The following is a 24941-nucleotide window of genomic DNA, read 5'->3' on the forward strand; positions in this document are numbered from 1 at the left end:
GGGCGTCGCGGGCTTCTCGGGCGGGGGATCGGATGATGAGGTCGGCGGGGGCGTGGACACCGGCGCAGATTACCCGGCGGCTGCCGGAACACGACTGGGCGGCTGCCGGGCGACCGCCGGAAGACGTGCCCGACCGCCGCGGATAAAGTGCGCACATGGGGCATTGGTGGACACGGAACATCATCGAGCCGGGAAAGCTGCCGCTGCTGCTGGCGCTGGCCTCCTTCGTCCTCACCTTCGTGATCACCCGGATCGTGGTCCGGCTCATCCGCGCGGGCAAGGGCCCGTTCGGCAACGTCAAGGCGGGCGGTCTGCACATCCACCACGTCGTCCCCGGGGTCGTACTGACCGTGATCGGCGGCTTCGGCGCGGTGGGCAGCGACCGGCACGGCTTCGGCGCGGCCGTGTTCGCCGTGGTGTTCGGGATGGGCGCGGGGCTGGTGCTCGACGAGTTCGCGCTGATCCTGCACCTCGACGACGTCTACTGGAGCGAGGAGGGCCGCAAGAGCGTCGAGGTCGTGGTGGTCACGGCGGCGCTGGTCGGCCTGATGCTCAGCGGCTTCCTGCCGTTCGGCGTCAACGACCTCACCGAGAACGAGCTGCAGAACCGCGCGGGTGTCGTCGTCAGCATCGGGCTGAACTTCCTCGTCGCGCTGCTGGCGCTGAGCAAGGGCAAGGCCCGGATGGCGATCTTCGGGGTGATCGTCCCGCTCGTCGCCCTGGTCGGCGCGATCCGTCTCGCCCGCCCCGCGTCACCCTGGGCCAGGCGCTTCTACCGGCGACGGCCGCGCGCCCGGGCCAGGGCCCGCCTGCGGGCCTACCACCACGACCGCCGCTGGGCGGGGCCCCGCCGCAGATTCCAGGACCTGATCGGCGGCAGACCCGACCCGGAGCCCGCCCGCTCCCTGCCCGGCCCCGGACGCCCCTGACATGTCTGCCGCGTCCGACGCGTCCGACGCCTACCCGTGTGTGTCCAGTCGCTTGCGGTGCAGCCACTTCGGCAGGCCGGGCGCCTCCAGAAAGCCCTCCGCGCGGGCCGCGGCGAGGCCGATGCGCGGCAGGTCGGCGCTCTTCTCGAAGAGCAGGAACCGCGGTTCCCAGATGGGCCGGTACTTGGCGTTGGCGCGGTACAGCGACTCGATCTGCCACCAGCGGGAGAAGAAGCTGAGCAGTGAGCGCCACAGCCGCAGCACCGGCCCCGCGCCGAGGCGTGCGCCGCGTTCGAAGACGGAACGGAACATGGCGAAGTTGAGCGAGACCTGCGTGATACCGATCTCGGGGGCCCGCTGGAGGAGCTGGATCACCATGAACTCCATGAGCCCGTTCTCGGAGTCCCGGTCCCGCCGCATGAGGTCGAGGGAGAGCCCACGAGGCCCCCAGGGCACAAAGGACAGCACGGCTCTCAGCTCGCCTTCACCGTTCCCTTCCTTCCCCCCGTCCCGGCATTCGAGCATCACGCACCGCCCGTCGCCCGGGTCCCCGAGCCGTCCCAGCGCCATGCTGAAGCCGCGCTCGGTCGCCCCGTCCCGCCAGTCGTCCGCGCGGGCGAGGAGGTACGCCATCTCGTCGGCCGGGATGTCCTCGTGCCGCCGGATGCGTACCCGGTAACCCGCGCGCTGCACGCGGTTGTAGGCCTGGCGGACGGTCCGCATGGCCCGCCCGTCGAGGGTGAACTCGGCGGTCTCGACGATGGCCTCGTCCCCGAGTTCCAGCGCGTCGAGACCGTGCCGGGCGTAGACGGTGCCGGCCTCCTCGCCCGCGCCCATCACGGCCGGGATCCAGCCGTGGGCGCGCGCCTCGGAGAGCCAGGGCCCGATGGCGCCGGGCCACGCCTCGGAGTCGCCGATGGGGTCGCCGGAGGCCAGCGAGACACCGCCGACGACCCGGTAGGCGACGGCGGCCTTGCCGGTCGGCGACCACACCACGCTCTTCTCGCGGCGCAGTGCGAAGTAGCCGAGCGAGTCCCGTTCGCCGTGCCGGTCGAGCAGGGCCCGCAGCCGTTCCTCGTCGCCGGAGGTGAGCGGGTCGACGACGCGGCGGGAGCGGAAGGCCGCGTACAGGACGGCGAGGACGAGCAGGGTGCTGAGTACGTTGATGGCGACGTTCACCCAGTTGGGAGTGGTGATCCCGGGGAAACGGGAGTCGTCGGCGGCGACCGAGACGAGCCGCAGGGTGCCGTAGCGCCAGCGGTCGGTGAAGGTCGACAGGTGGGCGTCGTGGGCGTGGTTGGTGACGGTCACCAGGAGGGCGGCGAGCAGGGAGCAGACGAGGAGCCCGCCGACGCCGACGGCTGCCGCGAGGCGGGGGTTGGAGCGGTCGCCCTTGGCGTAGAAGGCGGGGCGGCCGACGACCAGGGACGCCACGAAGGCGGCGGTCAGGGCGAGGGAGATCCAGTTCTGCGGGTAGCGGCGCACCTCCGGAAAGAGCATGGCGAAGGCGAACAGCAGCAGGAACGCTCCGCTCAGGGCGATGTTGAGGATCCAGGCGGCTCGCTTGCGCCGGCGCATCGTGATCGCCAGGAACATGGTGAACACGCCTGACGCGAAGCCGGCGGTCAGCAGGTACGGGGTGAAGTAGTCCTCCGTGTTGTGGCGCCGCACGTCCTGGCCGAGCGAGACCCATACGGCGCTCAGGAAGTTGAGGAACGCGACGATGCGGAGGTACCACACGGCGAATGAGGCGGCGGTGAAAGGGGCGCTTCCCATGAAACTGGATCATATGGGGCGCTTAACCCTCACCCCCGTTCGCGCAGTTCCCCGCGCCCCCAAAGAACACAGGTGCGGGTCCGCTGTGGTCACCCGCGCAGTTCCCCGCGCCCCCAAAAGAACGGGGCTGCGCCCCAGCCCCACCGAAAAGGGCCGCAGGGAACGGCGCATTCGTCCGCGACGCGCACCGGGCGGCTTTCAGGGGCGCGGGGAACTGCGCACCTAGCCCTCAGGTACCCGCACCCGATGCCTTTTGGGGGCGCGGGGAACGGCGCATTCGTCCGCGACGCGCACCGGGCGGCTTTTAGGGGCGCGGGGAACTGCGCACCTGGCCTCCACGTACCCGCACCCGGCGGTTTTCAGGGGCGCGGGGAACTGCGCGAACGGCCCCCACCGGGGCCGCACCCGGAGAACCGGACCCCGTCCTACTCGCCCTCCGGGCCCGCCAGGGCCTCCCCCTCGGCCCCTTCGGGCCCCGAAGGGGCCAAAGGCAACTCCGCGGCCAGCGCCGCAGCGGCCTGCACCAACGGCAGCGCAAGCAACGCCCCCGCCCCTTCCCCCACCGTCACCCCATGCGAAAGCAGCGGTTCGAGCGCCATCCGGTCGAACGCCTTCGCCTGCGCCGGCTCCCCGCTGCTCTGCCCGGCCAGCCACCAGTCCGGCGCCCGGAAGGCGACCCGCTGCCCCACCAGCGCACAGGCTGCCGATACGACCCCGTCCAGCACCACCGGCGTCTTGCGTACAGCGCTCTGCAGCAGGAACCCGGTGATCGCCGCGAGATCCGCCCCGCCCACCGTCGCGAGCAACTGCAACTGGTCCCCGAGGACAGGCCGAGCGCGACGCAACGCGTCCCGCACCGCCGCGCACTTGCGCATCCAGGCGAGGTCGTCGATCGCCCGCCCCCCACGCCCGGTCACGACCGACGCGTCGGTCCCGCACAGCGCCGCCACCAGCACGGCCGCCGCGGTCGTCCCGCCGACGCTCACATCGCCGAGCACGACGAGGTCGGTCCCGGAGTCGGCCTCCTCGTCCGCGACGGCGACCCCGGCGCGGAACGCGGCCTCCGCCTCCTCCAGGGACAGCGCGTCCTCCACATCGATCCGCCCGGACCCGCGCCGCACCCGGTGCCGTACGACCTCGTCGGGCAGGCTGTCCGGATCGCAGTCGAGGGCCATGTCCACCACCCGCACGGGCACCCCGAGCCGCCGGGCCAGTACCGACACGGGACTCGCGCCGTCCAGCACGGAGCGCACCAGGTCGTCCGCGCTCCCTGCGGCCCGCGCCGAGACCCCCAGTCCGGCGACCCCGTGGTCGCCCGCGAACAGCACCACGCGCGGACGCTCGATCGCCCGCACCGGCACGGCCGCCTGCGCGGCGGCCAGCCACTCACCGAGTTCGTCCAGGCGCCCCAGTGACCCGGGCGGCACGACCTGGCGCTCCCGGCGCGCCTCGGCGTCACGGCGTACGCCACCGTCGGGGCGCTCGATCAGATCGGTGAAGTCGTCGAGATTAAGCGAGCTCATTCGCCGAACAGTACCGGCAGTGATCCGGCCGGGATCCTGACGGGCGGTCAGTGGGCGGTCAGTGGTCCGGGCGGGTCCGCCGTGTCAAAGGCGGCGATCCCTTGTGTGCCGGTTTGCAGTGGATTGTCATACCGGTTTGTATCAGCTGGTAGTGGCTCATATCAGCCTCTACAGGGTCTTACCCCGTCGGACCGGCAGGAGCAGCCAGACCATGCCCCCCACACCCGTCACACCCCCGACCCCGGCCACACCCCCCACACCCGCCACGTCCTCCGCCCAGCAGTCCGTCGCCCAGCGCCGTGCCGCCTACCTGGGCGAGCTCGCGCGGGGCACCGATCACTTCCACGAACCGCGCAGACCCGACTGCCCCTGGTGCGGCTCGGCGCGGCTGCGCACCCGGTTGCGTACCCCCGACCTGCTCCAGCACAAGCCCGGCACCTTCGTCGTCGACGAGTGCGAGGACTGCGCCCACGCCTTCCAGAACCCCCGCCTGACCACCGAGGGTCTCGCCTTCTACTACCGCGACTTCTACGAGAACCAGGACCGCGGCGAGGACCGCCAGGAGCACGAGGGTTTCGCCGAGCGGACCCTGCGCTCCCGGGCCGGCCGCCGGCGCCACGAGGCCGCGGCCCGCGCGATGCTCCGGTTCCCGGAACCCGAGAGCTGGCTGGACGTCGGCACAGGACACGGCCACTTCCCGGCGGCGGCCAAGGAGTTGTTCACGTACACGTCCTTCGACGGGCTCGACCCCACCTCGCGCGTCGACAAGGCCCGGGCCGCGGGCCGGATCGAGGAGGCGCACCGCGGCCGGCTGCCCGACCTGGTCGGCCGGCTGCGGGCCCGCTACGACGTGGTCAGCATGTTCCACCACCTGGAGCACAGCCCCGACCCGCGCGAGGAACTGCGCGCCGCGCTCGCCGTACTGCGCCCCGGCGGGCATCTGCTCGTCGAAGTCCCGGACCCGGACTGCGCGTTCGGCGCGCTCCTCGGCAAGTGGTGGGTGTCGTACTGCCAGCCGCAGCACCTCCACCTCATGCCGCTGCGTAACCTGCTCGACGAACTCGACGCCCTGGGCTGCTCGGTCGTCTCCACCGACCGCCGCGAACCGCACGTGCCGTACGACCTGACGGGCGCCCTCGCGCTGGCGATCGGCAACCGGCTGCCGGGCGGGGACGAGCCCTGGCGCCCCGGCCCGCCGACCGACCTGCAGCGCACCCTGCGTACGGCCCTCACCCGGGCCGCCACCCCGCTGCTCGCCTCCGCGTTCGTACTGGACCACGCCCTGGCCCCGCTCCTGCGCCGCACCCGCTTCTCGAACGCGTACCGGATCATCGCCCGCAAGAACCCCGGCAGGCCCGCCGCGTCCGACGGGCCCGCGGCCTTCATCCCTTGAGCGTGATCGCCTGGCCCGCCACCACCAGCAGGACGTGTTCGCACTCGGTCGCGAACGCGGCGTTGAGGCGGCCCAGTTCGTCGCGGTAGCGGCGGCCCGAGGGGGTGGCGGGGACGATCCCGGAGCCGACCTCGTTGGAGACGGCGACCACCGTGCGGCGCGACTCGCGGACGGCGGCCGTCAGCTCCTCGACGCGCGCCCGCAGCACGCGCTCGCCGCCGCCGGCCCACTCGGCGTCGTCCCACGCGTTCGCGGAGTCCATCGCGTCCGTCAGCCACAGGGACAGACAGTCGATGAGCAGCGCGGACCCGTCCTCCTTCAGGAGCGGTACGAGATCGCAGGTCTCGGTGGTACGCCAGGAGCCGGGGCGCCGCTCGCGGTGCGCGTGCACCCGGGCCGCCCACTCCCCGTCCCCGTTGCGCGCGCCGCCCGTCGCCACGTACAGCACGTCGGGGAAGGCCTCCAGCCGGCGCTCGGCCTCCACCGACTTGCCCGACCGGGCCCCGCCCAGGACGAGCGTCCGGCGCGGTACGTCGGGCACGTCCTCGTACACCCCCACGGTCAGCGTCCTGCCGTCCGGGACCGTCCGCGCCCCCGCGGCCGCGAGACGCCGCCGCAGCTCCCGGCCCGGCGGCACGTCGTGGTCGAGGTGCACCGCGATCACATCGGTGGCGGGCCCCACCGCGCCCACCAGCCGCAGCCGGGCCAGCGCGTCCGGCCGCCCGACGACATCGCCGACCACCATGTCGTACGTCTCGGTCGTCTCGTCCAGGCCCGCGGGGGCCGCGCCCGGCGGCAGGTAGAGCAGCCGCTGCCCGTCCGGGCCCGTGACCGCGTACCCGGTGCCCGGCGCGTCCATCGACAGCGCCCGCACCCGGTGCCCCGTCAGCAGCGTCAGCTCCCGGCCGTCCGGCACCCGCCCCGGCTGCGGCAGCCCCGCCGGTACCTCCACGGCCGGTCCGTCGTGCGGGTGCGACAGCAGGACCTGGCGCACCCCGCTCAGCGAGTGCCCGGCCCGGGCCGCCGCGAAGGCCGCCCCGGGTGTCAGGTCCAGCAACAGCGTCCCGTCCACCAGGAGGGCGGTGGCCGCGCGGGCGTCCACACCGAGCGCCACCGCGCAGACGGCACACGAACAATCGGGCCTGGGCAGCCCCAGGGGCCCGCCGGTACCAAGCAGAGTCACTTCCACGGGGCCGATTTTCCCGTGCCGGCGCGGCTCGTGCCCGTCAGGGGGTGCACTAGGGCGCACCTCGTGCGGGACACGGGTGGGCGCGTGAGCGGAGCGCGCACACCCACCACCGGCACCCCATGGTTCTCGACCTGCACTTTTGAACACCGGACCAGTGACGAAGCGCCTAGGCTGACGGCAAGAGCCCGATCTTGCTCGGTACTTTGGGAACTTTTGGGAGGCTGACATGGCGGCATGGACGTGGCGGTTCGAGAAGGCCGATGGGACGGAAGCCCAGCCCGCGGTCCAGCCCGAGGAGTTCACCACCCAGGGCGACGCGGAGTCCTGGCTCGGCGAGAACTGGAAGGAGCTGGCCGAGGGCGGAGCGGACCAGGTCCGGATCTTCGAGGACGCCGCGGAGATCTACGGCCCGATGAGCCTGCACGCCGAGGCTTCCTAGCCCCGGGTCCCACCTGGTTCCGTAGCCCGTACGACTGATCCGTACGAGTGAGAGGCCGCGGCCGTACGAACCGGTCGCGGCCTTCTCGCTGCCCGGCCCGGGCCCGCCCGGACGGCGAACGACAGGGGCCGGTCAGCCCCGTACGCCGCACAGGTGCAGCAGCGCCGCCACCCGGCGGTAGGGGTCGGTCCGGCCGGCCCGCTCCTCGGCGGCCAGCAGGGCGTCCACGTCGTCCGGCACCGCCGCGTCGTCGGCGGCCGTGTCCGTGAAGACCCGCACCCCGTACCAGGCGTGCAGCGGCGCGCCGATCCCGGCCAGCGTGCCGGTGAGGGTGTCGAGCCCGTCGGCGCGGACGTCGAGCCCGAGCCGGTTCGTGTACGTGGTGGTGTCGAAGGCGGTCAGCGTGCCCGCCCAGTCGCCGGCCAGCCCCGGCCGCATGGCCAGCGCGTCGGCGTTGCGCACCAGCAGCGACAGCAGGCCGCCGGGGGCCAGCATCCGGGCGAGCCCCGCGAGCAGCGCGTCGGGCTCCTCCACGTACATCAGTACGCCGTGGCACAGCACCACGTCGAAGCTGCCGGGCAGGAAGTGGACCCCGGTGTCGCGCCCGTCGCTCTCGACGATCCGGACCCGGCCGCGAATGCCTTCAGGCTCGGCGGCGAGGGACCGACGGGCCACGGAGATCATCGTGGAGTCCTGCTCGACGCCGGTCACCTGGTGTCCGGCCCGGGCCAGTCGCAGGGCCTGCGTGCCCTGGCCCATGCCCACGTCGAGCACCCGCAGCCGCTGCCCGACGGGGAACCGCCCGATTATCTGCTCGTCGAGCTGCCGGGCCACCAGTTCCTGCCGTACGACGTCCCGCAGGGAGCCCAGCTTGCTCAGCCAGGCGTCCGCCGCGCCTCCGGAGAAGGACCCCGCGCTCAGGGCCGCTCTCCGCGCTTGACCTGCGGCTTCGGCAGCCGCAGGCGACGCATCTGGAGGCTGCGCATCAGCGCGTACGCGACGGCGCCGCGACGGGGCTCGTCCGGGAAGCGCGCGGCCAGCTGCTTCTTCAGGCGGATCGCGATGCCGACCGAGTCGAGCACGATCAGCACGATCACGAAGAGCCACATCAGCAGCGCGACGTTCTGCAGCTGCGCGATGCGGACCATGCTCAGGACGAGGATGACCACGGCGAGCGGCAGGAAGAACTCGGCGATGCAGAACCGCGAGTCGATGAAGTCACGCGCGAGCTTGCGCACCGGGCCCTTGTCACGGGCGGGCAGATAACGCTCGTCGCCGCTGGCCAGCGCCTGGCGCTGCTTCTCCATGTGGGCGCGGCGCTCGTCGCGCTGCCGCTTGGAGGCCTCCTTGCGCGACGTCGGCGTATTGGCGACGCTGCGGCGCTGGGACTGGGCCTCACTGCGCTTGGGAGTGGGCCTGCCCTTGGGGGCCTGCGGGTCACGGATCTGAGGGGAGTCGGTCACCGACGCCTTGTCGGCGTGGGCCTTCTCGTCTTTGGCGCGGCTACGGAACACAAAACCCAAGGGTAAGGGGTGCGGAGGCATGGACGTCAGCCGAGTGGGGAACGATCCGGCAACACCGGTCGTCTGTAGGGGGACAGGAGGCCTGAAAAGGGGTGGTGGCGTGGAGTTCCGCGTGCCAGCCCCGGGACGGCTCCGGAGCGAACCCGGACCGAACCCTGGGGAACACCTACTCCCTACGCCGGAGCAAGATCGTCGTCAGTCGTCCTTGGGGATGAGCGCATCCGTCCCCGAACAGTGCGGTAATGGATGCAGGGCCCGTACTGTGGGTTCTGTTGCAGTCGCTGGAGCCGGAGTCCGTCAGAAGGGGGCGCGCGAAGCCCATGAGCGGTGTCATGAAGCGTATGGGGATGATCTTCCGCGCGAAGGCGAACAAGGCCCTTGACCGGGCCGAGGACCCGCGCGAAACCCTCGACTACTCGTACCAGAAGCAGTTGGAGCTGCTGCAGAAGGTGCGCCGCGGCGTCGCCGACGTGGCGACCTCCCGCAAGCGCCTGGAACTGCAGCTGAACCAGCTCCAGGGCCAGTCCTCCAAGCTGGAGGACCAGGGCCGCAAAGCGCTGGCGCTCGGCCGTGAGGACCTCGCCCGTGAGGCGCTGTCCCGCCGGGCCGCCCTGCAGCAGCAGGTGACCGACCTGGAGACGCAGCACCAGACCCTCCAGGGCGAGGAGGAGAAGCTCACCCTCGCCGCGCAGCGGCTGCAGGCCAAGGTCGACGCCTTCCGCACCAAGAAGGAAACGATCAAGGCGACGTACACGGCCGCCCAGGCGCAGACCCGGATCGGCGAGGCCTTCTCCGGCATCTCCGAGGAGATGGGCGACGTCGGCATGGCCATCCAGCGGGCCGAGGACAAGACCGCGCAGCTCCAGGCGCGGGCCGGAGCCATCGACGAACTGCTCGCCTCCGGTGCCCTCGACGACCACTCGGGGCTCGCCAAGGACGACATCCAGAGCGAGCTGGACCGGCTGTCGGGCGGCACGGACGTCGAACTCGAACTGCAGCGCATGAAGGCCGAGCTGGCCGGGGGTTCCTCGTCCCAGCAGGCGATCGAGGGCGGTCCGGGGCAGACTCAGTCCCAGTCCCCGCAGAATTCGCCGTCGCAGTCGCAGGACACTCCGCGCTTCGACAAGCAGTAGTCACGGGGTTCGTGGTCCCACGCCGAGGAGGGCGTCATGATCGTACGGATCATGGGGGAGGGACAGGTGAGGCTGGACGAGGGGCGCCTCGCCGAGCTGAACGAGCTGGACGACGAGCTCCTCGCGGAGACTCGGGCGGGGGACGAGGAGGGGTTTCGGCGGACGCTGGGGGCGCTGCTCGACGCGGTGCGTCGTCTGGGAGTTCCGCTCCCGGACGACTCCCTGGAGCCGTCCGAGCTGATTCTGCCGTCCCCGGACGCGACGCTCTCGGAGGTCCGAGAAATGCTGACGGACAACGGCCTACTCCCGGGCTAGCCCGGGACCCCGTTTTCTCCGCCCCCGCCGCCCCTACCCATTCCCGACACGTTGGGGGCTCCGCCCCCAGCCCCCCATCACGCTGAGCGCGCTCGTCCTCAAACGCCGGACAGGCTAAAAGGACCAGGGGCGCGGGGAACGGCGCACCCAGCCCCAGCGGGGCAGCACCTGACGGCCAACCCTCACCCCCACTCCCTAGGGGCGCGGGGAACGGCGCAATCACCCCCACCGAAGCCGCAGCGGATTCACGGCGCCAAGGCGTAGCCCCCGCCAGGGGCCCCGTACCGTAAAGAAGCGTGAGCACACTGACGCGCGCAAGGGACTGGCTGCGGTCCCACCCCCTCGTCGCCGACGCCACCCTCGCGACGGCGGTCCTCGCGTGCATGGTGGTCGGTTCGTTCGCGGAGCCCAACGGCCGGCACGGCGGCACGCAATGGGGCACCAGCCACGCCCCCGACGCCCTCGGCGTCACCCTCATGCTGCTGGCCGCGGCCGCCCTGGTCCTCCGCCGCCGCCACCCGCTGAGGGTCCTCGCCGCGACCGGCGCCCTGTCCGTCGTGGAGTTCGTGACCGGCGACCCCCGCGCCCCCGTCGCGATGTCCGCCGTCGTCGCCCTCTACACCGTCGCCGCCGCGACCGACCGCCCCACCACCTGGCGCGTGGGTCTCCTCAGCATGACGGTCCTGACCGCCTTCGCCATGCTCGCGGGCCCCCTGCCCTGGTACGCCCAGGAGAACCTGGGAATCTTCGCCTGGACCGGCATGGCCGCCGCCGCGGGCGACGCGGTCCGCAGCCGCCGCGCCTTCGTGCACGCCATCAGGGAGCGCGCCGAGCGAGCCGAACGCACCCGCGAGGAGGAGGCCCGCCGCCGCGTCGCGGAGGAACGCCTGCGCATCGCCCGCGATCTGCACGACGTCGTCGCCCACCACATCGCCCTGGTCAACGTGCAGGCCGGAGTCGCCGCGCACGTCATGGACAAACGCCCCGACCAGGCCAAGGAAGCCCTCGCGCACGTCCGGGAGGCCAGCCGCTCCGCGCTCAACGAACTGCGTGCCACGGTCGGCCTGCTGAGGCAGTCGGGCGACCCCGAGGCCCCCACCGAACCGGCCCCGGGCCTCCACCGCCTCGAAGAGCTCGTCGGCACCTTCCGCAGCGCGGGCCTGCCCGTCGAAGTGGCCCGCACCGACCAGGGCACGGCCCTGCCCGCCGCCGTCGACCTGGCCGCCTACCGCGTCATCCAGGAAGCCCTCACCAATGTGCGCAAGCACGCGGGCCAGGAGGCGAAGGCCGAGGTCAGCGTCGTACGGGTGGGACCGAACGTGGAGATCACCGTCCTGGACAACGGCCCCGGGGACGACGCGGCCGCCCGCCTGGAGGAGAACGGCGGCCACGGACTGCTCGGCATGCGCGAGCGGGTCACCGCGCTAGGCGGCACCTGCAGCGCGGGACCCCGCTACGGAGGCGGCTTCCGGGTGCATGCGATCCTGCCGGTCAAGAGCCGCGCCGGAGCCACCGCGTCAACGACAGCCACCGCGTCCACGACAGCCTCCGCTTCCACCACAGCCACCGCGTCCACGACCGAGGCAGCCAAGGGGAACCCCGTATGACGATCCGTGTCCTGCTCGCCGACGACCAGGCACTGCTGCGCAGCGCCTTCCGCGTCCTGGTCGACTCCGAGCCCGACATGGAGGTCGTCGGAGAGGCCTCGGACGGCGCGGAGGCGGTCCGCCTCGCCCGCGAGGAGCGGGCCGACGTCGTCCTGATGGACATCCGCATGCCCGGCACCGACGGCCTGGCCGCGACCCGGCTCATCAGCGCCGACCCCGGCCTCGCCCACGTACGCGTCGTCATGCTGACGACCTTCGAGGTCGACGAGTACGTGGTCCAGTCGCTGCGGGCCGGCGCCTCCGGCTTCCTCGGCAAGGGCTCCGAGCCGGAGGAACTGCTCAACGCCATCCGCGTCGCGGCCGCCGGCGACGCGCTCTTGTCGCCCGCCGCCACCAAGGGGCTGATCGCGAAGTTCCTCGCGCAGGGCGGTGACGACGACCGCGACCCCGCCCGCGCCGAACGCCTCGAAGCACTCACCGTCCGCGAGCGAGAGGTCCTCGTCCAGGTCGCCGGCGGCCACTCCAACGACGAGATCGCCGAGCGGCTGGAAGTGAGCCCGCTCACCGTGAAGACACACGTCAACCGGGCCATGGCCAAGCTGGGAGCCCGCGACAGGGCCCAACTCGTGGTCATCGCGTACGAGTCCGGACTGGTACGCCCAAGGGTGGAGTGAGCTCCACCCGTACGTACTGCGGGCGCGGTATGCGCCGTATAAGGAACGGGACCTGGGGGCGAGGGGAGTGCCCCCGCCGATGGCTCAGAGTGATAGGCGGACGCTCACATGAGCCCATCCGCTCACCAGAGCCCATCGCGCCGCTCCCCACACACAGGCAACAGCCTCCAGACACACAGGCAACAGCCTCGAGCAACAGAAGAGAGACCCGTCACCCATGTCCTGGCTGTCCCGCTTCAGCCTCGCCCAGCGCGCCCTCATCGGGCTGATGTCGATCATCGCGCTCGTCTTCGGGGCGATAGCGATCCCGCAACTCAAGCAGCAGCTGCTGCCCACCATCGAACTGCCCATGGTGTCGGTCCTGGCGCCGTACCAGGGCGCGTCCCCCGACGTGGTCGAGAAGCAGGTCGTCGAGCCCATCGAGGACAACCTCGAAGCGGTCGACGGGATCTCCGGCGTCACCTCCACGGCCAGTGAGGGCAACGCCCTGATCATGGCCTCCTTCGACTACGGCAACGACTCCGCCCGGATCGTCGCCGACGTCCAGCAGGCCGTGAACCGCGCCCGCGTCCAGCTCCCGGACGACGTGGACCCGCAGGTGGTCGCCGGTTCGACCGACGACATCCCGACCGTGGTCCTCGCCGTCACCTCAGGCAAGGACCAGCAGGCCCTCGCGGACCAGCTGGACCGCACGGTCGTCCCCGCGCTGAAGGACATCGACGGCGTCGCCCAGGTCACCGTCGACGGCGTACGGGACCTTGAGGTCACCGTCACGCCCGACGACGCGAAGCTGGCCAAGGCGGGGCTGACCACGGCCGCGCTCGGCCAGGCGCTCCAGGCGGGCGGCGCGACCGTCCCGGCCGGTTCCTTCGACGAGGACGGCAGCAACCGCACCGTCCAGGTCGGCGGCGGCTTCACCTCGCTGAAGCAGATCGAGGACCTGATGGTCACGGGCGGGGGTGAAGGCGCGGGCGCGGGCGGCGGCAAGAAGCCCGTACGACTCGCCTCCGTCGCCACCGTCGCGGAGAAGCCCGCCAGGACGGAGTCCATCACCCGCACCGACGGCAAGCCCAGCCTCGCGATCTCCGTCACCATGGACCACGACGGCAGCGCGGTCGCGGTCTCCGACGACGTCCAGGACAAGCTGCCCGGCCTGCGCAAGGACCTCGGCTCCGGCGCCACCCTGACGGTCGTCAGCGACCAGGGCCCCGCCGTCTCCAAGTCCATCAAGGGCCTGACCACCGAAGGCGCCCTCGGACTGCTCTTCGCGGTCCTGGTCATCCTGGTCTTCCTGGCGTCGGTCCGCTCGACGCTGGTCACCGCGGTCTCCATCCCGATGTCGGTCGTCCTCGCGCTGATCGTGCTGTGGGTCCGCGACGAATCGCTCAACATCCTCACGCTGGGCGCCCTCACCATCGCCATCGGCCGGGTCGTCGACGACTCGATCGTGGTCCTGGAGAACATCAAGCGGCACCTCGGTTACGGCGAGGAGCGCCAGGACGCGATCCTCAAGGCGGTACGCGAGGTCGCGGGCGCGGTCACCTCCTCGACGCTCACCACGGTCGCGGTCTTCCTGCCCATCGGCCTGACCGGCGGCATGGTCGGCGAGCTGTTCGGCTCGTTCTCCCTCACCGTCACGGCGGCCCTGCTGGCCTCACTGCTCGTCTCGCTGACGGTCGTCCCCGTCCTGTCGTACTGGTTCCTGCGCGCCCCCAAGGACGTGCGCGGAGCCGACCCGGAGGAGGCCCGCCGCAAGGCCGAGGAGAAGGAGGCGCGCAGCCGCCTCCAGCGCTTCTACGTCCCCGTCCTGCGCTTCGCCACCCGCCGCCGCCTCACCAGTGTGGCGATCGCGGTGGTCGTGCTCATCGGTACGTTCGGTATGACGCCCCTGCTGAAGACGAACTTCTTCGACCAGGGCGACCAGGAAGTCCTCACCGTCAAGCAGGAGCTGAAGCCCGGCACCAGCCTGGCCGCGACCGACGCCCAGGCGAAGAAGGTCGAGGGGATGCTCGCCGACGTCAAGGGCGTCGAGGACTACCAGGTCACGATCGGCTCCTCCGGCTTCATGGCCGCGTTCGGCGGGGGCACGGACACCAACCAGGCCTCGTACACGGTCAAGGTCGCCGACTCGGCCTCCTTCGATGACGTCCAGGACGACATCGAGGAGGGGCTCGGCAAGCTCTCCGGGATCGGTACGACGACGGTCGCCGCCGGTGACGGGTTCGGCAGCCAGGACCTGAGCGTCGTGGTGAAGTCCGCCGACGGCGAGGTGCTGCGCGAGGCGGCGGAGAAGGTCCGCGACGAGGTAGCCAAGCTGGACGACGTCACCGACGTCACCAGTGACCTCGCCCAGTCCGTGCCGCGGATCTCGGTCAAGGCCAACGACAAGGCGGCCGCCGCCGGATTCAACGACGCCACGCTCGGCGCGGCCGTCGGCCAGGCCGTACGCGGCACGACCAGCGGCAAGGCGATCCTGGACGACACCGAGCGGGACGTCGTCATCAAGTCGGCGAAGCCGGCCGAGACGCTGGCCGAACTGCGGAGCCTGAAGCTCGGCGCGGTGAAGCTCGGTGACATCGCGACGGTGAAGCTGGTCGACGGCCCGGTCTCGATGACGCGCATCGACGGCCAGCGCGCCGCCACGATCGCGGCCAAGCCGACCGGCGACAACACGGGCGCGGTCAGCAACGAGCTGACGACGAAGCTCGACAAGCTGAAGCTGCCGGCCGGTGCCACGGCCTCCATCGGCGGTGTCTCGGAGGACCAGGACGACGCGTTCGCGTCCCTGGGCCTCGCGATGCTCGCGGCGATCGCGATCGTCTTCATGCTGCTGGTGGCGACCTTCCGGTCCCTGATCCAGCCGCTGATCCTGCTCGTCTCGATCCCGTTCGCGGCGACGGGCGCGATCGGTCTGCTGGTCATCACCGGTACGCCGATGGGTGTGCCGTCGATGATCGGCATGCTGATGCTGATCGGCATCGTCGTGACGAACGCGATCGTGCTGATCGACCTGATCAACCAGTACCGCAGGCAGGGCTACGGAGTCGTCGAGGCCGTGATCGAAGGCGGCAGGCACCGCCTCCGCCCGATCCTGATGACGGCCCTGGCAACCATCTTCGCCCTGCTCCCGATGGCCCTGGGCATCACAGGAGAGGGCGGCTTCATCGCCCAGCCCCTGGCAGTGGTGGTGATCGGCGGCCTGATCACCTCGACGCTGCTGACACTGCTGCTGGTCCCGACCCTCTACGCGATGGTCGAACTCCGCAAGGAGCGCCGCGCGAACAAGAAGGCCGCGAAGCGGGGGGCTGCCGCCGAGCGGGAAGCCGTGGGGGTGTAGGTAACCGACTGCGCCGTTCCCCGCACCCCTGACAAAGGGGCGCGGGGAACGGCGCAGTCTTTTGCCCCTACGGCAGCGCCAGCATCCGCTCGAGCGCCAGCTTGGCGAACTGCTCGGTCTCGCGGTCCACCTCGATGCGGTTGACCAGGTTGCCCTCCGCCAGGGACTCCAGGGTCCAGACCAGGTGGGGGAGGTCGATGCGGTTCATCGTCGAGCAGAAGCAGACCGTCTTGTCGAGGAAGACGATCTCCTTGCCCTCGGGCGCGAAACGATTCGCCAGGCGGCGGACGAGGTTCAGCTCCGTGCCGATGGCCCACTTCGAGCCGGCCGGAGCCGCCTCCAGCGCCTTGATGATGTACTCCGTCGAGCCCACGTAGTCCGCGGCGGACACCACCTCGTGCTTGCACTCGGGGTGCACGAGCACGTTCACGCCGGGTATCCGGGCGCGGACGTCCTCCACCGACTCCAGCGAGAAGCGGCCGTGCACGGAGCAGTGCCCGCGCCACAGGATCATCTTCGCGTTCCGCAGCTGCTCGACGGTCAGGCCGCCGTTCGGCTTGTGCGGGTTGTACAGGACGCAGTCGTCGAGCGACATCCCCAGGTCCCGCACCGCCGTGTTGCGGCCCAGGTGCTGGTCGGGGAGGAAGAGGACCTTCTCGCCCTGCTCGAAGGCCCAGTTCAGCGCCTTCTCGGCGTTCGACGACGTGCAGATCGTGCCGCCGTGCTTGCCCGTGAACGCCTTGATGTCCGCGGAGGAGTTCATGTACGAGACGGGCACGACCTGCTCGGCCACCCCGGCCTCGGTCAGTACGTCCCAGCACTCGGCGACCTGCTCGGCGGTGGCCATGTCGGCCATCGAGCACCCGGCGGCCAGGTCGGGCAGCACGACCTTCTGGTCGTCGGAGGTCAGGATGTCCGCGGACTCGGCCATGAAGTGCACACCGCAGAACACGATGTACTCGGCCTCGGGGCGCGCGGCGGCGTCCCTGGCCAGCTTGAAGGAGTCGCCCGTGACATCCGCGAACTGGATGACCTCGTCGCGCTGGTAGTGGTGACCGAGCACGAACACCTTGCTGCCGAGCTTCTCCTTGGCGGCGCGGGCGCGCTCGACCAGATGCGGGTCGGACGGCGAGGGCAGGTCACCGGGACACTCGACGCCGCGCTCGCTCCGCGGGTCGGCCTCGCGGCCGAGCAGCAGCAGAGCGAGGGGCGTCGGCTGTACGTCGAGTTCCTGGGTCTGGGCGGTGGTCACGACACGCACCCTTTCTGTTCTGCGGCTCGCTTGGACCGTCCGACTGGAGCGATCAAGCAGGACACGCCTTTTCGTCGAAATGACGCTATCTATCATAACCGCTTCACGTCACGTTGACGATGTCCATAGCGTCGATGTGACGTGAATCCCGTGCGGGGCGCCGCGAGGCCACAGGCAGCCGTCCCGCGAGGTTGTCCACAGGTCGTTTTCCGCTTCAGGGCGGGTGTGCGAGCATGAAGAGAGAAGACAAAGACTCGACGCCCGGCCCGGAATGAATCCGCGGCCCCGCCGGTTGGAACCGTCGGCAAGCAGTCTCCGTACAACCCGGGAGAGAAGCAGATGTCCGTATCGGACGAGACCACCACCGTGAGCGACGGCATCCTCCTGTCGGACGCCGCCGCGGCCAAGGTCAAGGGCCTGCTGGAGCAGGAGGGCCGCGACGACCTGGCGCTGCGCGTCGCCGTCCAGCCCGGCGGCTGCTCCGGCCTGCGGTACCAGCTCTTCTTCGACGAGCGCTCCCTCGACGGTGACGTCGTCAAGGACTTCGGCGGTGTGAAGGTCGTCACCGACCGTATGAGCGCTCCGTACCTGGGCGGTGCCTCCATCGACTTCGTGGACACCATCGAGAAGCAGGGCTTCACGATCGACAACCCGAACGCGACGGGCTCCTGCGCCTGCGGCGACTCGTTCAGCTAGTCCGTCAGTTCGTGGCCATGGCTCTGTAGGCCGTAGCGACAGCGAAAGGCGGCGCCCCCTCCAACGGGGCGCCGCCTTTCGCGTTCTCGGACCGCCGCTCTCGGACCGCCAGGCCGTGGTGCCGTGGTGCCGCGCGGCCGGCCGTCGTCAGCCGGTCGGGTCGGGCAGGTCCTTCTCCTGAGGCACGGCCTTGCCGTCCGAGCCGACCACTTTCCGGTCCCCGAGCGGCTTGTCGAGGTCGATCTTCTCGTGGAAGACCTTGGCGATCATGATGCAGACCTTGTCCGGGTCCGGCTTGTCGCTCACCCGGACCTCCACCGTGCCGCCGCTCTCGTCCGCCGAGGCCGAGTAGTCGCTGCACACACCGCCGGTGAAGCGCACGGTCAGTTCCCTGCCGTCCGCCCTGTAGCCCTCGACCCGGACGTCCCGGGTCGCGGGCGCCGCGCTCGTCCCGTCGCCGGGTTCGCTCGTGCGCGGGCTCGGCCGGGTGGTCGGACCGTCGCTCGGATCGGCCTCCGGCGGCCGGGGAGCGGTCAGATACTTCGGGTCGACCGCGGGATGCGTGATCGTGAAGGTGTCGCCGGTCCCCGAGGGCCGTACCTCGAAGAGCCAGGACGGCACCAGCGCCTGCCGGCCGTCCACATAGTGCGCGGCGAGACCGAACACCGCGTCCTCCACGACGACCGGCTCGGACTTCGGCGCCGTGCCCGACGCCTCGCACGGTGTCTCGTTCTTGTCCTTGAGCGGTACGGGGCTCGCGCAGCCGCCGATGCCCACGCGCCCGTCACCCGTCCCGGAGTTCAGCAGACCCAGGGTCTTCTCCGCACTGATGACGGGGTACGTGTCCCCCTTCGCCGGGGCCTTCAACTGGCCGCTGCCGCCCACCACCTTGCCGTCCGGGCGGATCTGCACGCCGGTCGTCCAGCCGTAGGTCGGCAGCCCGCCCACCTTCGGCTCCGCGTTCACCACGCGCACCGCGTCCATCAGCTGACCGGCGTCGAGCTTCGCGTCGTCCTGGCCGACCGCCTTGAGGACGGGCGCGGCGGCCTTCTTCGCGGCGGCGGCGCTCACCGGGTCCACCTCGGCACCCCGGGCGCTCTCGCTGCCGCCCGCGCTTCCCCTTCCGCCCGCGCTTTCATTTCCGCCCGCACTCCGCTGGGCGCACGTGGTGGTGCTCTTGCAGTTGTCGGTGCCGGGCGCGTAGCGGCTGAACGTCCAGATGCCGGGCGCCTTCTTGCTCACGCTCAGACCGGACCCGAAGCCGTCCTTCGTGGCTCCGACCTTCCAGGCGTCGCCCTCCGCCTTCGGCGTGCCCTCCACGCCCAGCGCCTCGGCCAGCTTCGCCACCTCGGCCGCCGTGACCGTGCCCTCGGCCTGGTGGACCGCCGCGGAGGACGGGCCGTCCGGCAACTCGCCCTCGGCGCGGTAGGTCACGCCGTTCGGGTCGGGCTCACCGGGCGCGATGCCACTCGTACCGGCGGTGCCGCTCGTAGCGCTCCCCGTGTAGCCGTCGAGGGCGAGGAGCGGCGGAGTTCCGTCGCCGCGCGGCGCACCGGAACCGTCCTTGCCTCCGGAGCCGCCGGTCGCGGTGGCGGCGAAGTACGCCCCGCCGCCTCCGACGAGGAGCACGGCGGCCGCCACCGAGGCGACGGCCACCGGCGAACGCCGTCGGCGCGGCTGGTCCTCGTCGGCGGCCTGGGCCGCTTCGTTGTCGGGTCGCTCGGTGTCCACCGCATTGCTCCTTCTGCCACGCCGTCGTCCCACGGGACCCACCCCTGACCGCGGCGGGCCGGATCAGGGCAGAGCAGGGTCGTATCCTGCCTCCCCTTTACGGGGGACAGCGATGGGACGCGGCGGGGGAGCGTGCGGTTCCCTTCAGGGGGAGCGGGTTCGAAATACGCGGGCCGTCACGGGCCCGCGCGCCTCAGGGGGCGGCGGTCAGTCGCCGTAGTCGGACATGCCGTCCAGCAGACGGGCGGAGGCCGGCGGGACGGTCACGCCGTGGATGAGTGCCGGGGACACCGGGCGGGCAGTGATCCGGGCGGGGGCCTCCCAGTGCGGGACCATCCGCGCGCAGTCGCCCCGCAGCTCCGCGAGACCGCCTTCGAGGCCTTCGCGGCCTTCGACGGCGTCGAGGGCATCGAGACCGAGCGGGGCGTCGCCATGGATCTTGAGGTTCGTCATAACGGAACCGTATGCACCGGAAGCCGGACGGAAAAGCCCTACTATCGGGTAGTTCTGCCTGCTTCGAAGCCGGGACCTCCCGCGGACTCCAGCGGGACCCCACCGCCGTCTGAACGCCGACCCGATAGCGTGAACTGTCAATCCCCCTCCTCGCAGGAGTGTGTCCTAGCCGTGCGTATCGCTGTCTCGGGCTCCATCGCCACCGACCACCTCATGACCTTCCCCGGCCGCTTCGCCGACCAACTGGTCGCGGATCAGCTGCACACGGTCTCCCTCTCCTTCCTGGTCGACAATCTGGACGTACGCCGGGGCGGCGTGGGCGCGAACATCGCCTTCGGCATGGGCCAGCTCGGCTCGTCGCCCATCCTGGTCGGGGCCGCGGGCTCCGACTTCGACGAGTACCGGGCCTGGCTGGACCGGCACGGCGTCGACACCGAGTCCGTCCGGATCTCCGAGGTGCTGCACACCGCGCGCTTCGTCTGCACCACGGACGCCGACCACAACCAGATCGGCTCCTTCTACACGGGCGCCATGAGCGAGGCCCGCCTCATCGAGCTCAAGAAGGTCGCCGACCGGGTGGGCGGGCTCGACCTCGTCCTCATCGGCGCGGACGACCCCGAGGGGATGCTGCGGCACACCGAGGAGTGCCGGACGCGGTCGATCCCGTTCGCCGCGGACTTCTCCCAGCAGATCGCGCGGATGGACGGCGACGAGATCCGGCTGCTCCTCGACGGGGCGACGTACCTCTTCTCGAACGAGTACGAGAAGGGGCTCATCGAGTCCAAGACCGGGTGGAGCGACGCGGAGATCCTGTCCCGGGTCGGTCACCGGGTGACCACGCTCGGCGCGCGCGGCGTGCGCATCGAGGCCGTCGGGGCGGACCCGATCGAGGTCGGTGTCCCGGAGGAGACGGCGAAGGTCGACCCGACGGGGGTCGGGGACGCCTTCCGGGCGGGGTTCCTGTCGGGGCTGGCGTGGGGGGTCGGGCACGAGCGGGCCGCGCAGGTCGGGTGCATGCTCGCGACGCTGGTCATCGAGACCAAGGGGACGCAGGAGTACCAGTTGCGGCGGTCGCACTTCCTGGACCGCTTCACGAAGGCGTACGGGCATGACGCGGCGGCGGAGGTCCAGGGGCATCTGGCTTAGTGCCGCTGCGCCGGGTTCCGACTGGCTCGGCTGCTTCGTCCTTCCGCGGGCGCGTGGGGGCGGGCCGCGCGGTTCCCCGCGCCCGCGGAGCGGCGGGACCGTGGCGCCGCCCTCTTCCGCCACGCCCCAGCGGCCCGAAGCCGCAAGATTGCGCCGTTCCCCGCGCCCCTGAAGGGCCGGGGGCTGGGGCGCAGCCCCGCCCCGAGGGGCGCGGGGAACTGCGCGGGTGAGCACGACGCGTCCGTAGTCGCCGATGGGCCGTGCCACCGGGGCGCGTGTGCGCACGGCGGCGCGTCCGTAGTTGCCGATGGGCCGTGCCACCGGGGCGCGTGTGCGCACGGCGGCGCGTCCGTAGTTGCCGATGGGCCGTGCCACCGGGGCGCGTGTGCGCACGGCGGCGCGTCCGTAGTCGCCGGCGGGCCGCGTCACCTGCGCTCAGCGGTGCCGACGGCGTGGGGGCAGGTGCGTTACGGGGTCGTGCGGCGGATTACGTATGCCGTGCCCCGGGGGGCCGGTTCCTCTCCCACGTACTCCTGGTTCCTCATCTCGCACCACGCCGGGATGTCCAGCCGTGCCGCCTCGTCGTCCGAGAGGACCCGGACCGTGCCGCCGATGGGGACGTCGGTGATCACCTTGGCCAGCTCGATCACCGGGATCGGGCAGCGCCTGCCGAGGGCGTCCACGACCAGCTCGTCCGAGGCGGGGGAGGTGGGGGAGGCGGCCGGGGCCGGGGCCACCGCGGCGGCCGGAGCGCCCAGCTTCTCGCGGACCGCGGCGACCGTGCGCGGCAGCACGGCCAGGAAGCGCTCCACCTCCTCCGCAGGCGTGCCCAGCGGCAACGACACCCGCACATTGCCCTCGCTCAGCACACCCATCGCCTTCAGCACGTGGCTGGGCGTCAGCGTGCTGCTCGTGCAGGACGAACCGGACGACACCGAGAACCCTTCACGGTCCAGCTCGTGCAGCAGTGTCTCTCCGTCGACATAGAGACAGGAGAAGGTGAGGAGATGGGGCAGCCGGTCCACCGGATCGCCCACCACCTCCACGTCCGGGACCAGTTCGGGCACCCGCGCGCGGATCCGGTCCGTCAGCTCCCGCAGCCGTACCGACTCGGCGGCGGCCTCGGCCCGTACGGCGCGCAGGGAAGCCGCCGCGGCGACGACTGCCGGGATGTTCTCGAAGCCCGGAGAACGCCCCGACTCCCGCTCGTCGGCGGGGCCTTGAGGCGCGTACCGCACTCCCTTGCGCACGGCGAGCACCCCGACGCCCGCGGGGCCGCCCCACTTGTGGGCGCTGCCCGTCAGCAGTGACCAGCCGCCCTCGACCGGCCCCCAGGCCAGCGACTGCGCCGCGTCCACCAGCAGCGGTACGCCCGCCCCGCGGCACGCCTCGGCGACCGCGGCCACCGGCTGGCGCGTACCCACCTCGTGGTTGGCGGACTGGAGGCAGGCGAGCGCGGTGTCGGGGCGCAGGGCGTCGGCGTACGCGGCGGGGGAGACCGCGCCGGTTCGGAGGACGGGCACTTCGGACACCGTTCCGCCCGCGTGGCGGTGTGCTTCCGCCGAATGGAGTACCGAAGAGTGTTCGACCGCCGACACGATCAGGTGGCGTCCGACGCGGTGCCGGCCGGCGAGCGCGCCGGCGATGCCCGTGTGCACGGCGCGTGTGCCGGACGTGGTGAACACCAGCTCGTCCGGGCGGCAGCCGATCGCCTCGGCGGCGGCCTCGCGGGCGGCGTCCAGGAGGAGCCTGGCGCGTCTGCCCTCGCGGTAGAGGCGGGCGGGGTCCGCCCAGCCTTCGTCCAGCGAGGCGTGCAGGGCCTGGCGGGCTACGGGGTGGAGGGGGGCGGACGATGCGGCGTCGAAGTAGGACACGCCGGTCACGTTATGCCGTTGCCCTCGACGGGGGTACGGGGGGCTGCGGGCCGGTGGGGCCGTGCGCGCCGTTCCCCGCGCCCCCAAGAGCGCAAGACTGCGCCGTTCCCCGCACCCCCAAGAGCGCAAGACTGCGCCGTTCCCCGCGCCCCCAAAGGCCGAAGACGAAGGGCTGCGCCGTTCCTCGCGCCCCTGAAGGCCAAAGGCGACAAGATTGCGCCGTTCCCCGCGCCCCCAGAAGCCAAAGGCGACAAGACTGCGCCGTTCCCCGCGCCCCTGAAAGGTGCGCGGTCCGGTCCCGTCGGCCCGCGGTCGGTGATGGACTCGGTCCGCCCTCGCCCCGCCCCGGAGGGGCCCGCGCACCCGAACGCCCCGTCACATGCCTCGCAGAGCCCCGTATTCCACCCCTTCGGGGTGAGTGGCGGCGCGTTGGGGACCCTCCCCGCGCGACCCCAAAAAGCGTCCAGTAGGGTTTGGTCCGCATAAACATCCAAACCCCTGCCCGACGCAGGGCGGCGACCGACCAGCGAGAAGGCCGCAGCCGACCGCGCGGGCGAGACTCTCGGAAGGCGCTACGTGAGTCCCTACGGCTCCGACCGCTCGCCGCGGCGCCCGATGCGGCGGAAGCTGCTGCAGGCACTGACTGCGGGTCTGGTCCTGGCGACCGCGACCGGTTGCACATACAAGGACTTCCCCCGCCTTGGTATGCCCACCCCGACCACGGAAGAGGCTCCTCGGATCCTCTCCCTGTGGCAGGGCTCGTGGGCCGCAGCACTCGCCACGGGCGTGCTGGTCTGGGGCCTGATCCTGTGGAGCGCGTTCTTCCACCGGCGCAGCCGCACCAAGGTCGAGGTTCCCCCGCAGACCCGGTACAACATGCCCATCGAGGCGCTGTACACGGTGGTCCCCCTCATCATCGTCTCGGTGCTGTTCTACTTCACAGCCCGTGACGAGTCGAAGATCCTCAGCCTCGAGAAGAAGCCCGACGTCACGGTCAACGTCGTCGGCTTCCAGTGGAGCTGGGGCTTCAACTACATCGAGAACGTCGACGGCTCGACCGGTGACGCGAAGACCGACAAGAACCTGGACGCGATCCCCGATCGCTTCAAGAAGGACTTCCCGGCGGCCGCCGGCGGGGTCTACGACGTCGGTACGCCCGCCTCGAAGAACCCGCAGACGCTCAACCCGGGTCCGACCCTCTGGCTCCCCAAGGGCAAGACGGTCCGCTTCGTCCTCACTTCGCGTGACGTCATCCACTCCTTCTGGGTGGTGCCGTTCCTCATGAAGCAGGACGTCATCCCGGGTCACACCAACTCCTTCCAGGTGACCCCCAACAAGGAGGGCACCTTCCTGGGCAAGTGCGCCGAGCTCTGCGGCGTCGACCACTCCCGGATGCTCTTCAACGTGAAGGTCGTCTCTCCCGAGCGCTACGAGGCCCACCTCAAGGAGCTCGCCGAGAAGGGGCAGACCGGTTACGTCCCGGCCGGCATCGAGCAGACGGACCACGAGAAGAACCGGGAGACGAACAACCTGTGAGCATCCTCAATGAACCTCAGGGTGCCGCCGCGGCTGAAGACTCGTACGAGAGCGAGCTGCCAGTACGGCGCAAGCAGCCCGGCAACGTCGTGATCAAGTGGCTGACCACCACGGACCACAAGACGATCGGCACGTTGTACCTGGTCACGTCGTTCGCGTTCTTCTGCATCGGCGGCGTCATGGCGCTGCTGATGCGCGCCGAACTGGCTCGTCCCGGCACGCAGATCATGTCGAACGAGCAGTTCAACCAGGCGTTCACGATGCACGGCACGATCATGTTGCTGATGTTCGCGACGCCGCTGTTCGCCGGCTTCACGAACTGGATCATGCCGCTGCAGATCGGTGCGCCCGATGTGGCGTTCCCGCGGCTGAACATGTTCGCCTACTGGCTGTACCTGTTCGGCTCGCTCATCGC

Annotated in this window: 21 protein-coding genes; 12 read left to right on the forward strand and 9 right to left on the reverse strand. The window is 71.3% G+C overall.

Annotated elements, in window-relative coordinates:
• Nucleotides 1–155 precede the first annotated feature (155 nt).
• Nucleotides 156–929, forward strand: a complete 774-nt coding sequence (locus IE278_RS30580; RefSeq protein ID WP_189776647.1) for a hypothetical protein — start codon at nt 156–158, stop codon at nt 927–929.
• Between the two features lie 30 nt (nt 930–959).
• On the opposite strand, the gene IE278_RS30585 is transcribed toward IE278_RS30580, so the two are convergent.
• Both IE278_RS30585 and cobT read right to left on the reverse strand, forming a co-directional pair.
• On the reverse strand, nt 960–2705 hold the full coding sequence (locus tag IE278_RS30585; RefSeq protein WP_189776649.1) for a phosphatidylglycerol lysyltransferase domain-containing protein: 1746 nt from the start codon (nt 2703–2705) through the stop codon (nt 960–962).
• Nucleotides 2706–3130: 425 nt separating this feature from the next.
• Entirely contained in the window at nt 3131–4228 is a 1098-nt protein-coding gene (cobT, locus tag IE278_RS30590) for a nicotinate-nucleotide--dimethylbenzimidazole phosphoribosyltransferase (RefSeq protein WP_189776651.1), read from the reverse strand.
• Between the two features lie 211 nt (nt 4229–4439).
• Here cobT and IE278_RS30595 point away from each other — a divergent pair, with 211 nt between their 5' ends.
• The gene (locus IE278_RS30595) at nt 4440–5621 is read left to right on the forward strand and encodes a class I SAM-dependent methyltransferase (RefSeq protein ID WP_189776653.1); all 1182 of its coding nucleotides are present in this window, start codon (nt 4440–4442) and stop codon (nt 5619–5621) included.
• Here the strand turns inward: IE278_RS30595 and IE278_RS30600 are convergent.
• The gene (locus IE278_RS30600; RefSeq protein WP_189776655.1) at nt 5611–6810 is read right to left on the reverse strand and encodes a bifunctional adenosylcobinamide kinase/adenosylcobinamide-phosphate guanylyltransferase; all 1200 of its coding nucleotides are present in this window, start codon (nt 6808–6810) and stop codon (nt 5611–5613) included. The genes IE278_RS30595 and IE278_RS30600 overlap by 11 nt on opposite strands.
• 226 nt (nt 6811–7036) lie before the next feature.
• On the opposite strand from IE278_RS30600, the gene IE278_RS30605 reads away from it, so the two are divergent.
• Entirely contained in the window at nt 7037–7249 is a 213-nt protein-coding gene (locus tag IE278_RS30605) for a hypothetical protein (protein WP_189776657.1), read from the forward strand.
• A 132-nt stretch (nt 7250–7381) separates the two neighbouring features.
• On the opposite strand, the gene IE278_RS30610 is transcribed toward IE278_RS30605, so the two are convergent.
• A complete protein-coding gene (locus IE278_RS30610) occupies nt 7382–8083 on the reverse strand; it encodes a class I SAM-dependent methyltransferase (protein WP_189776659.1) in 702 nt (233 codons plus the stop codon).
• 83 nt (nt 8084–8166) lie between these two features.
• Nucleotides 8167–8793: a DUF3043 domain-containing protein gene (locus IE278_RS30615; RefSeq protein ID WP_107018263.1), complete on the reverse strand. Its 627-nt coding sequence runs from the start codon at nt 8791–8793 to the stop codon at nt 8167–8169.
• Nucleotides 8794–9092: 299 nt separating this feature from the next.
• Here IE278_RS30615 and IE278_RS30620 point away from each other — a divergent pair, with 299 nt between their 5' ends.
• From IE278_RS30620 to IE278_RS30640, 5 genes are all read left to right on the forward strand, one after another.
• A complete protein-coding gene (locus IE278_RS30620; protein WP_189776661.1) occupies nt 9093–9905 on the forward strand; it encodes a PspA/IM30 family protein in 813 nt (270 codons plus the stop codon).
• A gap of 36 nt (nt 9906–9941) precedes the next feature.
• The gene (pspAA, locus tag IE278_RS30625) at nt 9942–10220 is read left to right on the forward strand and encodes a PspA-associated protein PspAA (protein ID WP_189776663.1); all 279 of its coding nucleotides are present in this window, start codon (nt 9942–9944) and stop codon (nt 10218–10220) included.
• 296 nt (nt 10221–10516) lie between these two features.
• Entirely contained in the window at nt 10517–11827 is a 1311-nt protein-coding gene (locus IE278_RS30630; RefSeq protein ID WP_189776665.1) for a sensor histidine kinase, read from the forward strand.
• A complete protein-coding gene (locus tag IE278_RS30635) occupies nt 11824–12501 on the forward strand; it encodes a response regulator (RefSeq protein ID WP_189776667.1) in 678 nt (225 codons plus the stop codon). Before IE278_RS30630 ends, IE278_RS30635 begins: the two co-directional genes overlap by 4 nt.
• Before the next feature lie 217 nt (nt 12502–12718).
• Nucleotides 12719–15838 (forward strand): efflux RND transporter permease subunit, encoded by a 3120-nt coding sequence (locus IE278_RS30640; protein WP_189776669.1) that lies wholly within the window; start codon nt 12719–12721, stop codon nt 15836–15838.
• Nucleotides 15839–15905: 67 nt separating this feature from the next.
• Here the strand turns inward: IE278_RS30640 and nadA are convergent, their stop codons facing one another.
• A complete protein-coding gene (nadA, locus tag IE278_RS30645) occupies nt 15906–17090 on the reverse strand; it encodes a quinolinate synthase NadA (protein WP_189776671.1) in 1185 nt (394 codons plus the stop codon).
• 339 nt (nt 17091–17429) lie between these two features.
• Between nadA and IE278_RS30650 the strand changes: the two genes are divergently transcribed.
• Nucleotides 17430–17786 (forward strand): HesB/IscA family protein, encoded by a 357-nt coding sequence (locus IE278_RS30650; protein ID WP_107018256.1) that lies wholly within the window; start codon nt 17430–17432, stop codon nt 17784–17786.
• Nucleotides 17787–17933: 147 nt separating this feature from the next.
• On the opposite strand, the gene IE278_RS30655 is transcribed toward IE278_RS30650, so the two are convergent.
• Nucleotides 17934–19517, reverse strand: a complete 1584-nt coding sequence (locus tag IE278_RS30655; protein WP_189776673.1) for a hypothetical protein — start codon at nt 19515–19517, stop codon at nt 17934–17936.
• Between the two features lie 207 nt (nt 19518–19724).
• Nucleotides 19725–19970, reverse strand: coding sequence for a hypothetical protein (locus tag IE278_RS30660; RefSeq protein ID WP_189776675.1), 246 nt, complete (start codon nt 19968–19970; stop codon nt 19725–19727).
• 171 nt (nt 19971–20141) lie between these two features.
• On the opposite strand from IE278_RS30660, the gene IE278_RS30665 reads away from it, so the two are divergent.
• Nucleotides 20142–21116: a carbohydrate kinase family protein gene (locus IE278_RS30665; protein ID WP_189776676.1), complete on the forward strand. Its 975-nt coding sequence runs from the start codon at nt 20142–20144 to the stop codon at nt 21114–21116.
• 467 nt (nt 21117–21583) lie between these two features.
• On the opposite strand, the gene IE278_RS30670 is transcribed toward IE278_RS30665, so the two are convergent.
• A complete protein-coding gene (locus IE278_RS30670; RefSeq protein WP_189776677.1) occupies nt 21584–22990 on the reverse strand; it encodes a cysteine desulfurase/sulfurtransferase TusA family protein in 1407 nt (468 codons plus the stop codon).
• Nucleotides 22991–23566: 576 nt separating this feature from the next.
• Here IE278_RS30670 and ctaC point away from each other — a divergent pair.
• Together ctaC and IE278_RS30680 are read left to right on the forward strand one after the other, a co-directional pair.
• Nucleotides 23567–24526 (forward strand): aa3-type cytochrome oxidase subunit II, encoded by a 960-nt coding sequence (gene ctaC, locus IE278_RS30675; RefSeq protein WP_189776678.1) that lies wholly within the window; start codon nt 23567–23569, stop codon nt 24524–24526.
• Nucleotides 24523–24941, forward strand: a 419-nt coding sequence (locus tag IE278_RS30680) for a cbb3-type cytochrome c oxidase subunit I (protein ID WP_189776679.1), incomplete at its 3' end; no start/stop codon positions are given. The genes ctaC and IE278_RS30680, both read left to right, overlap by 4 nt.

Source organism: Streptomyces tauricus, assembly GCF_014650955.1.
GTDB classification, from domain to species: Bacteria; Actinomycetota; Actinomycetes; order Streptomycetales; family Streptomycetaceae; genus Streptomyces; species Streptomyces tauricus.

What these genes read in the sequence shown, in the direction of transcription:
- IE278_RS30580 (WP_189776647.1), top strand. Translation starts at nt 156, where the DNA reads ATGGGGCATTGGTGGACACGGAACATCATCGAGCCGGGAAAGCTGCCG.
- IE278_RS30585 (WP_189776649.1), bottom strand. Translation starts at nt 2,705, where the DNA reads ATGGGAAGCGCCCCTTTCACCGCCGCCTCATTCGCCGTGTGGTACCTC.
- cobT (WP_189776651.1), bottom strand. Translation starts at nt 4,228, where the DNA reads ATGAGCTCGCTTAATCTCGACGACTTCACCGATCTGATCGAGCGCCCC.
- IE278_RS30595 (WP_189776653.1), top strand. Translation starts at nt 4,440, where the DNA reads ATGCCCCCCACACCCGTCACACCCCCGACCCCGGCCACACCCCCCACA.
- IE278_RS30605 (WP_189776657.1), top strand. Translation starts at nt 7,037, where the DNA reads ATGGCGGCATGGACGTGGCGGTTCGAGAAGGCCGATGGGACGGAAGCC.
- IE278_RS30615 (WP_107018263.1), bottom strand. Translation starts at nt 8,793, where the DNA reads ATGCCTCCGCACCCCTTACCCTTGGGTTTTGTGTTCCGTAGCCGCGCC.
- IE278_RS30620 (WP_189776661.1), top strand. Translation starts at nt 9,093, where the DNA reads ATGAGCGGTGTCATGAAGCGTATGGGGATGATCTTCCGCGCGAAGGCG.
- pspAA (WP_189776663.1), top strand. Translation starts at nt 9,942, where the DNA reads ATGATCGTACGGATCATGGGGGAGGGACAGGTGAGGCTGGACGAGGGG.
- IE278_RS30635 (WP_189776667.1), top strand. Translation starts at nt 11,824, where the DNA reads ATGACGATCCGTGTCCTGCTCGCCGACGACCAGGCACTGCTGCGCAGC.
- IE278_RS30640 (WP_189776669.1), top strand. Translation starts at nt 12,719, where the DNA reads ATGTCCTGGCTGTCCCGCTTCAGCCTCGCCCAGCGCGCCCTCATCGGG.
- IE278_RS30650 (WP_107018256.1), top strand. Translation starts at nt 17,430, where the DNA reads ATGTCCGTATCGGACGAGACCACCACCGTGAGCGACGGCATCCTCCTG.
- IE278_RS30660 (WP_189776675.1), bottom strand. Translation starts at nt 19,970, where the DNA reads ATGACGAACCTCAAGATCCATGGCGACGCCCCGCTCGGTCTCGATGCC.